Origin of the sequence: Vibrio bathopelagicus (assembly GCF_014879975.1) — a bacterium.
Lineage (GTDB): Bacteria > Pseudomonadota > Gammaproteobacteria > Enterobacterales > Vibrionaceae > Vibrio > Vibrio bathopelagicus.
In genome coordinates this window covers 1508113-1521640 of record NZ_CP062501.1, presented here as the reverse complement: position 1 = coordinate 1521640, position 13528 = coordinate 1508113, and the positions used below count along the sequence as shown (strand labels likewise).

At 41.1% G+C, this 13528-nt stretch carries 8 protein-coding genes and 3 pseudogenes; 8 read left to right on the top strand and 3 right to left on the bottom strand.

Annotation, left to right across the window (positions count from 1 at the left end; all coding sequences use genetic code 11):
- Positions 1-89: 89 nt before the first annotated feature.
- Positions 90-743 carry an outer membrane beta-barrel protein gene (locus IHV80_RS23065; RefSeq protein ID WP_192891130.1) on the top strand — a complete coding sequence of 218 codons (654 nt, stop codon included), beginning with the start codon at positions 90-92 and terminating at the stop codon, positions 741-743.
- 89 nt (positions 744-832) lie between these two features.
- Here IHV80_RS23065 and tkt read toward each other — a convergent pair.
- Together tkt and tal are read right to left on the bottom strand one after the other, a co-directional pair.
- Positions 833-2823, bottom strand: a pseudogene (gene tkt, locus IHV80_RS23060) (transketolase).
- A gap of 90 nt (positions 2824-2913) precedes the next feature.
- Positions 2914-3863 (bottom strand): annotated as a pseudogene (gene tal / locus IHV80_RS23055) (transaldolase).
- Positions 3864-4322: 459 nt separating this feature from the next.
- Between tal and IHV80_RS23050 the strand changes: the two are divergent.
- The 3 genes and pseudogenes from IHV80_RS23050 (at position 4323) to IHV80_RS23040 (ending at position 10027) form a co-directional block, all read left to right on the top strand.
- Positions 4323-5310, top strand: a pseudogene (locus IHV80_RS23050) (sugar-binding transcriptional regulator).
- Positions 5311-5578: 268 nt separating this feature from the next.
- On the top strand, positions 5579-8596 hold the full coding sequence (locus IHV80_RS23045) for a M6 family metalloprotease domain-containing protein (RefSeq protein ID WP_192891129.1): 3018 nt from the start codon (positions 5579-5581) through the stop codon (positions 8594-8596).
- Positions 8597-9142: 546 nt separating this feature from the next.
- Positions 9143-10027 carry a LysR family transcriptional regulator gene (locus IHV80_RS23040; protein ID WP_192891128.1) on the top strand — a complete coding sequence of 295 codons (885 nt, stop codon included), beginning with the start codon at positions 9143-9145 and terminating at the stop codon, positions 10025-10027.
- Here the strand turns inward: IHV80_RS23040 and IHV80_RS23035 are convergent, their stop codons facing one another.
- A complete protein-coding gene (locus IHV80_RS23035; protein WP_192891127.1) occupies positions 10028-10486 on the bottom strand; it encodes an A24 family peptidase in 459 nt (152 codons plus the stop codon).
- 209 nt (positions 10487-10695) lie between these two features.
- Between IHV80_RS23035 and IHV80_RS23030 the strand changes: the two genes are divergently transcribed.
- From IHV80_RS23030 to IHV80_RS23015, 4 genes are read left to right on the top strand one after another with little or no spacing between them, the layout of a single operon-like run.
- Entirely contained in the window at positions 10696-10908 is a 213-nt protein-coding gene (locus IHV80_RS23030; RefSeq protein WP_065104638.1) for a Flp family type IVb pilin, read from the top strand.
- 54 nt (positions 10909-10962) lie between these two features.
- Entirely contained in the window at positions 10963-11739 is a 777-nt protein-coding gene (locus IHV80_RS23025; RefSeq protein ID WP_192891126.1) for a CpaB family protein, read from the top strand.
- 1 nt (position 11740) lies between these two features.
- On the top strand, positions 11741-13066 hold the full coding sequence (locus tag IHV80_RS23020) for a type II and III secretion system protein family protein (RefSeq protein WP_192891125.1): 1326 nt from the start codon (positions 11741-11743) through the stop codon (positions 13064-13066).
- Positions 13066-13527 carry an ATPase gene (locus tag IHV80_RS23015; protein ID WP_192891124.1) on the top strand — a complete coding sequence of 154 codons (462 nt, stop codon included), beginning with the start codon at positions 13066-13068 and terminating at the stop codon, positions 13525-13527. The genes IHV80_RS23020 and IHV80_RS23015 overlap by 1 nt, the downstream gene beginning before the upstream one ends.
- The last annotated feature ends 1 nt before the right edge of the window (position 13528 follow it).

Here is a 13528-nt window from a genome sequence, read left to right as displayed (position 1 = left end):
TAGAAAAGCTTTGAAACAAAAATAAAACATCGTTCAATTGTGATTAAGTTACACTTCCCATATCCCACGTTAATAACAGAGTTACCAACATGCGTCCCCTTATTGTTACCGCCATTGTTTTGAGCTTAACGAGCTTCTCCTGCTTAGCGTCAAAAGGCTCTAATTATCTCTATACGGGCTATCAGAATACGAGAGTCAGTGATGACGGTTTCCAAGATTACTTTGGCGGAGCCTACAACAATTCAGGAAGTAAGCAACTTTACGGTGGTTATTTCGGTGGAAACTATGCATTAAACGATGCTTTTTTCTTAGGTTTTGATTCGTCCGCGACGACACGCTCTTCAACGACATTGTCTGACCTATCTATTCACTTAGGTCTTTACCACTCAGTCAGCCAACAAGTTGAATTGTATGCCTCTGGTGGTGTGAATTGGGTAAGACCGGAAAGACGCTCTTCGTGCCGTAATGACACCATTTGGGATCCGTGTGATCGCGAGACCAATAAAAATTACGATGAGGGTTTTATTGGTGAAGCTGGCGCTGTGATTTCTATTAACGAACGTTGGTCGCTACAACCGTTTTACAGTTATACAGATACCTATGAACATGGTTTAAATAGCTTGGGGGTTGTTAGCTCAGTTGAGGTGACCTCATGGCTCGCTATCGATGCAGGGTATGATCATACGTATAGCAAGAACTTAAGACAGAATACGATTCGAGTGGGAGCGCGGTTTTCGTTCTAACGGTAAAAGTTTACAGATACAAAAAAGCCCTACTCAAAAGAGTAGGGCTTTTTATTATGTGCTTAGAAAACAGCTAACTGATTAGCAGATTAAGCTAGAAGTTCTTTTGCTGTGTTTACTACGTTTTCAGTAGTGAAACCGAACATCTTGAACAGCTCGCCTGCTGGTGCAGATTCGCCGAACGTTGTCATACCGATGATCTTGCCACCGAAACCAACGTACTTGTACCAGAAGTCAGCGATGCCAGCTTCTACTGCGATACGTGCTGTAACGTCAGATGGAAGTACAGACTCACGGTATTCAGCGTCTTGCTTGTCGAATGCGTCAGTTGCAGGCATAGATACTACGCGTACTTTCTTGCCTTCAGCTGTTAGTTCAGCAGCAGCGCTAACCGCTAGCTCAACTTCAGAACCAGTCGCGATAAGGATAAGCTCTGGTTTGCCTTCACAATCTTTCAGGATGTAACCACCCTTAGCGATGTTTGCCACTTGCTCAGCGTCACGATCTTGTTGTGCAAGGTTCTGACGAGAGAAGATAAGCGCAGAAGGACCATCTTTGCGTTCGATTGCCAGTTTCAAGCAACAGCAGACTCAACTTGGTCACATGGACGCCATGTGCTCATGTTTGGAGTCAGACGTAGAGAAGCGATCTGCTCAACCGGTTGGTGAGTAGGACCATCTTCGCCAAGACCAATAGAATCGTGCGTGTAAACTTGGATGTTCTGAGTTTTCATCAGAGCAGCCATACGCATAGCGTTACGAGCGTATTCCATGAACATTAGGAACGTTGCGCCGTATGGTACGAAACCACCGTGCAGAGCGATACCGTTCATGATTGCCGTCATACCGAATTCACGTACACCGTAATGGATGTAGTTACCTGAGAAGTCGTTCGCTTCAAGCGACTTAGAACCAGACCACATAGTCAGGTTAGAAGGCGCAAGGTCAGCAGAGCCGCCCATGAATTCAGGTAGCATAGCACCAAACGCTTCTAGAGCATTTTGAGATGCTTTACGTGATGCGATGTTTGCTGGGTTAGCTTGAAGATCAGCGATGATTGCCGATGCTTTCTCTTCCCATTCAGCAGGAAGATCACCGTTTACGCGGCGTTTGAATTCAGCTGCCAGCTCAGGGTATGCTGCTTCATAAGCTGCAAGTTTCTCGTTCCACGCTGCTTCCTTAGCTGCGCCTGCTTCTTTCGCATCCCACTCTGAGTAAACTTCCGACGGAATTTCAAAAGGACCGTGCTCCCAACCTAGTTGCTTACGAGTTGCTGCGATTTCGTCAGCGCCTAATGGTGCACCGTGACAGTCGTGCGTACCTGCTTTGTTTGGAGAGCCAAAGCCGATTACCGTTTTAGTACAGATTAGAGTCGGACGAGGATCCGCTTTAGCTGCTTCGATAGCCGCATTGATAGCATCAGCATCGTGACCATCAACAGCTGGAATTACGTGCCAGCCGTAAGCTTCAAAACGCTTAGGTGTATCGTCAGAGAACCAACCTTCAACTTCGCCATCGATAGAGATGCCGTTGTCATCCCAGAAAGCAACCAGCTTACCAAGACCTAGCGTACCTGCTAGAGAACATGCTTCGTGAGAAATACCTTCCATCAGACAGCCATCACCCATGAATGCATAAGTGTAGTGGTCTACGATGTCGTGGCCTTCTTTGTTGAACTGTGCCGCAAGAGCTTTCTCAGCCATCGCCATACCAACAGCGTTGGTGATGCCTTGACCTAGAGGACCAGTCGTCGTCTCGATACCAGGTGCGTAGCCGTACTCTGGGTGACCTGGAGTCTTAGAGTGCAGTTGACGGAAGTTCTTAAGATCTTCAATTGAAAGCTCGTAACCTGCTAGGTGAAGCAGAGAGTAAATCAGCATAGAGCCGTGGCCGTTAGACAGGATAAAACGGTCGCGGTCAGCCCACTCTGGATTTGATGGGTTATGGTTCAGGTGAGAGCGCCAAAGTACTTCAGCGATATCAGCCATGCCCATAGGAGCGCCTGGGTGACCAGAGTTTGCTTGTTGTACACCGTCCATGCTTAGAGCACGAATAGCGTTAGCTAAATGTTTGCGGTTCATAATTGCTTCCAAAATTGATTCGAAATTAAAAATTCGTGGATAGATGTAAAAGAGGAACGAAATTCGTTCCTCTTATTTATTAGGTAGTGATTACAGCTTAGCTGCGATCATGTCTTCTAGTTTGCCTTGGTCAACGGCGAAGTTGCGGATGCCTTCAGCTAGCTTCTCTACAGCCATTGGGTCTTGGTTGTGATCCCATAGGAACTCAGCGTGAGTCATTGCAGCAGGACGCTCTTTAGTACCGTTAGAGTCGATTAGCTTCTCTACTACTTCGCCTTCAGCTGCTTCTAGGTCTGCTAGAAGTTGAGGAGCGATAGTTAGACGGTCACAGCCTGCAAGTTCAAGGATCTCGCCGATGTTACGGAAGCTTGCGCCCATAACAACAGTCTTGTAACCGTGCTCTTTGTAGTAGTTGTAGATGTCTGAAACAGAGATTACGCCTGGATCTTCTGAAGCTTCGAAATCGCGACCTTCTTTCGCTTTGTACCAGTCCATGATGCGACCAACGAAAGGAGAGATAAGGAATACGCCAGCTTCAGCACAAGCACGTGCTTGAGCGAAAGAGAATAGAAGCGTTAGGTTACAGTTGATGCCTTCTTTCTCAGGATTTCAGCAGCACGGATACCTTCCCAAGTAGAAGCCAGTTTGATAAGGATGCGGTCGTTAGTGATGCCAGCGTCGTTGTACATTTTGATAAGTTGACGAGCTTTAGCAACGCTGCCTTCCATGTCGTAAGAAAGACGAGCATCTACTTCAGTAGAGATGCGGCCAGGTACAACATTAAGGATTTCTTTACCGATGTTCACGTTAAGCATGTCACAAGTGTCTTGAACTTGTTGTGCTTTGTCACCACTTTGCGCTTTAGCGTATTCGATAGAAGCATCGATTAGAGGTGCGTACTCAGCAATTTGAGCAGCTTTAAGAATTAGAGATGGGTTAGTTGTTGCATCTTCAGGAGTGTACTTGCTGATAGCTTCGATATCGCCAGTGTCAGCTACAACAGTTGTTAGTTTACGAAGTTGCTCTAATTTATTGCTCATTTTGATCATCCTATGTATCGCAGAACACCCCTTTAATGGGAGAGGTGTGGGCATTTGCAAGCGAACTAATGAAGTTCCTCATGGTTGTACCAGTGAGTCAAACTTACATTAATTTAAATTTTTCTCCGAACGAACATTTGCACAGAACATTTGTCTGCTCGATGAGTAAATGATGTAGCCATATTTATCCGATTCAGCCCCAAAGTCAACGGTAAATAGTGCTGTATGGTGACTTCAGTCAAATATATTTCGCTCTAGTAATCATGGGGTATACAAGCAAACGTTTAACGGTTCAATTGAGTCTAATTAATCAACAGCTAAATCAAGGTTATCATAGTGAGCAAATGTTCCTTGTTGTTACATATGTTCAGGGTGTAAGCTTATGTATCACTTACTGAGTTCTCCTATATTAGGAAGCACAGCAGGTAAAATAATTGTTAAATATTGGTTGAGTGGTATATGAGTAACAATATCCAAGATGTTTCCGAAGAAAACACTGATCTCCTAACCGAAGTCGCCGTTGCTTACTATCAAGATGGTGCGACTCAAGAAGAGATCTCCAAAAAGTTCTCTATCTCTCGTGCAAAGGTTGGTCGAATGCTCAAACAAGCCCGTGATGAAGGGATTGTTGAGATCACCGTGAAATACCACCCTGTGTTCAGTGCCAAAATTGAACAGCGTCTTATTGAAAGGTTTGGTGTGAAGCGAGCATTAGTCGCTCTTGATCAGCCAAATGAAGATAAGCAGCGTTTACAGGTTGCAGGCCTGGTGTCGAACTATCTAACGAGTACCTTAAAAACGGAATGGTAGTGACGGTCGGCCAAGGTCGAAACGTATCGTCGGTTGCTCACCATACTGGTGTGATCACGCCACGTGACTGTAAGTTTGTATGTGGCATCGGTGGTATACACCCAAGAGGGGTATGTTTAATGCCGACCATATATGTAGACAGCTAGCTAAGAAGTACGGCGGTTCATCAGAAACTTTATATGCGCCTGCTTATGCAGAGAACAAAGCACAAAAACCGCTTTTATGGAAAACAGCACCGTTAAGCAAACACTGATCTTGCCCGTAAGGCGGATGTTGCTTTAGTGGGTATTGGTGATATGAGTGAAAACAGCTATATGGTCGACCTAGGTTGGTTTACGGCGGGAGAGGTTGTTCAATCTCGTTTACTACAAGGTGTAGTCGGTGACTTTGCTGGTTATGACTTTTCGACGTGCACGGTAAAGCGGCAAACACAGTAATGAGTGACCGAGTCATCGGCTTAGGCTTGGAAGAGTTCCGTCCTATCGCCGAGGTAATTGCCATCGCTGCCGAGAACAGTAAGCCATTAGCTCTGTTAGGTGCACTAAGAACGGGTGTGGTTGACGTGATTGCAACCAGCGTAAGCAATGCTTTGACGGTGCTTAACTTAGATGAGCAGATGAAACAAGCATCTCAATAGTTTTTGTGGAAAGATTCATCGTTTAATAGGTGCGCGGATTAATTAAAAGTTACTCGAATAAAAGATAGAGTTACCTATTACCTATCTTTTGTTATTTATAATAATTTATTCGCCTATAAGTAATTTTATATTCTTAAACTTATAAATATTACTTATAGGTTTAGTTAGAAAGTTAATTGGTTAATATAATGCCTCATTGATAAGGTCTCGTTTCATTTAATAAATGAATTATCTCTTTCTGAGAAATTCTACTAACGAGATTATCCTAATGAGGACAACATTAATTTGTACATTTATTACAGCGCTCATTGCTGTTTACTCTGTACAAGCGACTACTTTACCTGCGCCGACCTGGCACACGATGACCTTTATTGATGGCAGTACAAAAGAACTGCGGTTAATGGGCTCCCAGCATATGTTTTGGTATCAAGACCATGATGGTCACATATACGTTCAGAATACTGATAATCAATGGTATTTTGCCAAATACGAAACAAATGATGATGGTACAGGCAGAGTTGTTTCTACTGGAGTACTGGCTTCGAGTGAAGCTGAAGTGCCAATAGAATCAAACATAAAAAATCTGAAAATCGATCCAATACACATCAATGAATATTTTGACTCACCTGCTGCAAATCTTAAAAGATTTACCCCAATAGAAAATCAACTCTCACTTCTAAAAAGTCCTTCGAAAAAAAGAATCACTGAGCAAGCTTTGTTGGTAGTACAAGTTAGCTTTTCAAACGAACAGATAGAAAATGACTTTCAGTCGACGATATTTGGTGAAAACCAACAAAGTGTTCAAGATTATTTTCTTAAAAATAGTTATGGGAATTATAAAGTCGTTCCGGCCAAAGAAAACGAAGGAACAAAAAATGATGGCGTTATTAATGTCACGTTGGATATAGATCATCCCAATTGCCACTCTAAGTCTGAAAGTAATTGCCAAAGTAAACTTAATAATGTGTTCACCAAGGCGTATGAAGCGTTAGATGTTGACTTTAACCTCTCTCAATATGACTACAACAATGACGATAGTATCTCCCCACAAGAACTGTCCGTTATGTTTGTGTTTGCTGGTAATGACAAATCTAGTGGTACACGTAAAACGCCCACTATTTGGCCGCACAAGTTTGCTCACCGAACTGTAGAGATAGACGGGAAGCGTATTAGCGCGTACTGCCTATTCGCAGATTATCAAGATGACCACCAATCAACCATGGGTGTTATTGCTCACGAACTTGGACACCTGATGTTAGGGCTGCCTGATCTATATTCTTATAAACATGATGGTTCGATTGGGCATTGGGGACTAATGGGAGGTGGTAGTTGGGGCAGTAAACCCAGTGACCAGTATGCTGGAGAAACGCCGGTTAACATGTTGGCGTGGAGCAAAGAGGCATCAGGTTTTTTAAAGCCAAAATTGCTCTCAAATAACGGCAGTGTCGACATAAACACAATCAAAGGCGAAAGCGTTATTCATCTCGATCCTTATCTCAAGCAATTTGGGCCCCGTGCTTACATTGAAAATAGGCGCAAAAACAATTACGACCAAGCGCTTCGTGGAGAGGGCTTATTAATAACAGCAGTGAATATAGATAACCAATTCAACAGTTCGGGTCCCATGCAAGTGCAGGTATTCCAAGCTGATGGGCAGGGGCTGCTTGAGAGTGGATTTTCGTCTGGAGATGATGGTGATGTTTTCCCTGGTAGAGAATCGGTTACCAATCTCTCAGATGACTCTGAACCTTCCTTAACGGCGATTACTGCAGGAAGAAAGACGGATATATCGATAACCAACATTGTCAGCGATGATACCAAAGCGACTTTCTCTTTATTAGTGCCTAACTCAAATAATAAAACGTCTTGGGTAACCTCATTCGGAAGGACTTACCCACGTTACAACTTGGATAGTAATGTTTTAGGTTTTTCCATTGATGTGGTTAACGGCAAACAAGACATAGCAGGGATTCATTTTTACGCGAAAGCAACGAGCATAGCGATGCCTATGTTCTATCGTTTGGTGGAATATCCATATCAACCAAGATTCGGCAATGCAGTTATTGACGAGAACGCCGCTCGATTGTTACACCGAGGCGTTGCTCAGCAAGGTGGCGGACAAATCATTTTTGATGAGAAAATTAAGCTTGGCTTGGGCTCTAAGTTAATTGTCCTAGAGATTGAAAATGGTACTCCTGAATATTCAACACAGTTTTTAGATGCGTATTTAGGAGACGGACAAAGAAAAAGACAGTTTTCGGGGACCATTTCTGATTACAAAACTCGAGGTTTGAGCCGTGGGTTTGGTCAGAACTTTCCTTTTGCAGTACTTTTTGAACTGCCGACACAAGAGAAACCTATTGCCGTCGACGATAGGATATCGACCGATGAAGACATCCCTTTTATGCTCGATCTGTTGGCGAATGATATCAATTTACCTAAGCCTAATAACTATGTTGTAGAACTCGGGAAGAAGCCGACCAAAGGGGTGATAAAAGATGGAACTTACTTTCCGCTGTCTGACCAGTTTGGTCGTGACAATTTTACATACCGTTTGGTAGGTCGGCTTGGTGATAAGACGGACTTTGCTCATGTGGACGTTGAAATAAATCCAGTGAATGACGCCCCGAAGTTCACTCTAGATCGGCTAGACGCAAAGCCTGAGCCTGGTGAAACCGTAATATTCACTGTAACTAATATTATCGATATCGATTCTTCGGAGCATCAAATCACGTGGTCTCAAGTACAAGGACCAAGATTGCTGTTAAGTGGTACACAGTCTAAAGCCCTTAAGGTGACGGTACCTAGTGATGCTTTGGAAGGTGAGAAATACAGATTTTCTATTCTGGTACAGGACTCGTCAGGAGGGTATACAAAGCAGTCTGTAGTGGTTGATGTGCGAAGAAAGCAAGCATCACTCTTGGGTACTAAATCTCTGCAAGTAAAATATGGAGATGAAATCAATTTGGTTCCTAATATTAACGGTGGTGTTCACTCGTTATATATATTGGAATCTCCACGTAATGGAATTGCAAAAATTGTCGATAGTAAGATCATTTATAATGCGCCTACTCAACGTAAGTTAGCGTTATATGACACGATTAAATATAAGGCTTTATCGGCCGATGGTGGTGAATGGGTTGGTTCGTTTGACATAGAAGTTTTACCAAATGTTTCAAATGAAGCCTCTATGCCAATAACTCAGAGCGATTCATCAGGAGGAAGTTCTTCCTTGTCGGTTCTTATTATACTTTGTTTACTCTTCCGATTGAGAGTTCAGCGATAGAATAAAATAACAAAAGAGAGCTAATTTGATTAGCTCTTTTCTTTTTCCATTTCTAAATTTTAACTCAAAAAATGAAGTTATCTGTCGCATTTCTGAATCAAGAGCGACGTTTATAGGTGTTTAGTTTCATTTGCGTGCAATCTTGATCACAAAAACGAACAATGCTCAGTTTGAGTGACTTTTGAACTTTAGCCTTATAAATGTCGATTATTTACATAAATTTCAAAGCTTTCACGTGCCATTAAGGTGGTGAGTGCATAAGTTTTGGTTATAATTGTGTTGATTGTCATTTGCTTGGAGAGGGTGTTGTGTAAGGACTCTGGAACACGAATGACAAGCGAAATATGTTGTTTGTAAAAGCACATAAGGATTTGTGAATCAGTTGTTGGTGCGGAAAATTTATTTGTTTATTTAGATGGATATAAACATTATTTATGACTATATAAATAATGTTTTTTTGTATCTGAATGACACTATTGTTACTTTTACGCTGATTTTTAATAAGAATAATTAATAAAATAACGCAACATCGGGGTAGTTTGCACCATGAAAAACGTCAACAGGTCTATCGACGTCAAATATTTAAGAACATTTTCACACGTTGCTAAACACAAAAGTTTTACAGCTGCAGCTGAGTCTCTATTTATGACACAGCCTGCGGTTTCTCAACATATTAAAAAGATAGAGAATACGATTGGGGCGAGTATTTTTGATAGAAAGGAAGGATTTTTACTCACTAAACACGGAAAAGTACTACTCGATTACGCAGATCAAACAATGTCTATGTACGAAAGGTTGTTTGAAGATCTAGAAAAAGTGGAGTTACGAGATCAATTCAATATAGCGATTGCTGAATCTTTTTGCTTCGATATGGTTGAACGGGTAATCAATGAATTTAGAATGTTGAACAATATAGACTTGTCCATAAACAGTTTTACTAAGTCTTCTCTACTGGACTCGTCTCGCTACGACTTAATATTCACGATGGATAGAATTTCACAAGAGAATGGAAAATCCTATCAGTTAAAAACAGTGAATTATGTGATCGCACATTCTAATTCACTTGATCCGCACGAGTGTTACCCACAGAGAGTTGTTTACTGTAGTTCTTTGCCTAAGTCTTATGTTCAGGAGTTGCTTAACGACTATAATATTGATTCTTCACATGTGACAAGTTGGGTGAAAACAAGCTCATGTCAGTTACTAAAAAATGAATTGGAAACCAACGGAACTATTCTAATATTTCCTGAGTGGTCGATATGCCACCATAATTGTAAAACAATACCATTACGTCAAAAAGTGAATATGTATGTCTGGTGTAGCGATGAGATTTCACAAGAATTAGAGACGTTAGGCATTAAAGATAAGATCCAACAGCTATTTCAAATTAGTGACATTTCAACACCTGTGTTGAATCATAATATTATGTAATCAGTTTGACAATATTGATATTGTGCTAAAGATAAAGCAACTCAAAGCAATAGGTATTCCGTAAGGAATGCCTTTTTTGTAGCTATCAAAACCTGCTGCTTTTCCTATTATGTACATAATAGAGACTAACACCCCCCCCCAAAAACCTATAAAAATCAGTGTTATTATTGCAAAGTCGGGTTGTATGCTAATGATTAGGGCACTGATTAACTTCACATCTCCAGCACCTATAACCTTTACATACCAAAGAATAAAAAATACAAAGAAGCATAAAATAGCAATGGAAAGCGAAGTCATTAAATAACCGTTATACAGTGCGACGAAAATGCTAAATATTAAAGCAGTCTTACTGAGATTGTTTGGTATTTTTCTATACTTTCCATCGAAAAAACACACACATACTAAGATTAAAAAGTTTACAAAAATTAAAGTGGCATAAAATAATATATCTACATTCATAAATATAGAGTATAGGTAATCGTTAGCTGTATCAATGTAAACCACATTTTCAATTATTATAGAGCTATAAAAAATACTAATGTGGACTGTAATAAGTTTATGTTATGCGATCATAATAACTATTAATTGGATGTATGTTTTTGTATCGGGTAAATTTTACTCGCAATTTCAATTAGACCAATGGTCAATATACTTTTTATAGGATTATTATGTATTACAAAACTTTAGCAAAACTAGCTGAACTAAAAATGAAGTTCGAAGATGATGTACGCGGTGTTACTGCTGTGGAATATGCAATTATTGCTGTTGTAATGTCGGCTCTAGTATTAGCGGCATTTCAAACTGATGCGCTTAAAAATGCTATCACTGGTGCATTAACTAAAGTGACCACCAATTTGACTACAGCTACTACAGGCAAATAATCAGCCACTAAGAATAATATATAAAGGGGCTTTTGCCCCTGTTTTAGGCTTAATATGAACAGAATTATCATTCTCCTTCTTGTCGCTTTTTCTATTTTCTCTACATTGATTTATATCAATATGAACTATATGTCATCTGATGAAGAACCACAGGAAGTTCAGCAGAAAGAAGAACCTAAGGTTAGTATTTTAGTCACTCAGAAAGCGATAAAACGTTCTCAACCGTTAACTCCTAATTTTTATGATAAGAAGTTTGTCCATATATCTGATTTAGATGGTTACTACTACACGTTAGAAGACGATCTTATTGTTGAACCTGGTGCTCTTTTTAAAGACGACATCAGCGCAGGTACCTATATAACACAAGATATGATCTCTAACCCGGGTGACCGAGATTATATGTACCTGTCATTAAATGACGGTGAATTACCTTATTTTTATGAAGTAACTGGTATCGGAGTCGTACAAACCGCAACGCTTACCCCTGGTGATAAAGTGAGCTTCGTTTCCACAACCTCATCAAAATCAAATCTAGTTGAGAATGGATATGGTGACATCGGTGATCTCGTTAGCCGAGTGATTATTAGTGGAGCTCGCGTGCTGCAGGTAATAAAAGGCAGTGAAGATACTGATTCAGAGGATGCCGAAGATAAAAAATACAGTTTAGTTATTGCATTAAATATGCGCAGCGTTTTGAAACTTGAAATGGCTCAAAAAATCGGTGATGTGAATATCATTCCATCTGAAATCGAGAATCGCTATTTATCTATCCGCAGTAGTGACCTTTTAGAAACTCAGTTCGGTGTCAGAGAATTACGTGGTAAGGAATAACATGACTTTGAAGAAGAAAAATATAGCCTTGCTATTGTGCGGGATTCTTTCTTGTCCATTACTCGCATCAGAATTAATGAACTTGGATCAAGGCGCTGCGAAAACCATTAATTTGAAGCGACAGATATCAACGGTATTTGTGGCGAATCAAGAAATAGCTGACTACAAAATTATCGATGAAAACAAGGTTGTAGTTTACGGCGTTGGCCAGGGTACTACCTCTGTGATTGTTTATGATCGCGGTGGAAATGAAATTTACAATGCGGAATTGGTTGTCAATCAAAGCTTAAGACTTCTTAAGCAAACGCTCATCGCTCGATTCCCTGATGAAAGCGTTATGGTTTCCAATGTCGGTGACCAAGTGGTCTTAGACGGTATTGTCGGTAGCGAAGAAATTAAACAAAAGATCAATCGACTTGTCGGCGAAATGTTGAAGAAAGATCGCCGTAGAACGGCTTACGAGCTAAAGGATGCTGATGGTGAAGCTTTAGACGAGCTAGAGTACACGGCACAGTACAACTATGACCAAGTTATTAATAACCTGAAAGTTTTGACCACCGAACAGATCAACGTAAAGCTGACTGTGGCGGAAGTGTCGAGCTCTTTCCTTACCGAATTAGGTGTGACTTACAGTGACAGTGGGGAGCCAGGGACTTTTGTGAATAAGCTCCTTGATTTTACGGCTCAAGATATCGTTTCTGTTATCTCCGCAAGTGGTGATGACAAAATCGGGCGGGTATTGGCCGAGCCCAACCTTTCTGTTATTTCGGGTGAGCAGGCCAGTTTCCTAGCAGGTGGCGAGATACCAATCGCTGTTCGAGATGAAGACGGGATTACCATTTCTTACAAAGAGTATGGAGTTAAGTTGGCCATGGTTGCGAAGGTCACGGATACAGAGAACATTCGGTTGACTCTTATTCCTGAAGTCAGTTCGATTGATGAATCAAACAAAACTACGACAGGTCTAATTTCTGTGCCTTCTTTGCGGACTCGACGAGCTCAAACAACAGTTCATTTAAAAGATGGGCAAAGCTTTGTACTGGCGGGGCTACTTACGTCAGAAGAGCGTGAATCGTTAACCAAGATACCAATTCTGGGGGATATCCCAATCCTTGGAGCTCTATTTAGCCACACTTCTACGAATCGCTCTAAAACGGAATTAATCATTGTTGCGACTGTCAATCTCGTTGATCCCGTCGAGCAAGAACAAGTTAAGTTACCAAGCTTTAGACGTACCAGTGACCTAGAACGATTGCTAAGAATAGACCTCTCAGATCTCGATGAACCTGAGTTGGAAGACACGATTAACCAAGGAGGGTTCAACTAATGAGATGGCTCGTTATTACTTTAATAGCTTTTTTCACTTCTGCTTGTACTCATCTTGATACCAGTAACTCTAGTGTTATTGAACAATTAGAGGAACGCTTTGAATTTGACATGACGACTGATGAAGATTCGATGCCTCGTTCTGTGGCTTTTATTCGAGATCTCAACGTAAGAGAGGCAAAGGCGACGTTTTTGGTTAGATATAAGCCTGATGCGAGTGAATTTGTCGCGAAGTTAAGCGATCGATTTAAGTTAGAGTCTATCTCTAAAGACAGATATAAAGTCGAGCTTGCCGATCATGACCAAGAAAAAAACATCCTAATCATAGGTCGATATGTCCGAATTAAAAGCAGTGACTGTGGAGTGATGGTGTTCTCTAAAAGAGAAGATTATCAATTTGGCTGTAGTGTCGAGCACAATCGTAATATTAGCTTGGTCAATCCAATTAAGAAGGCGAAATAGC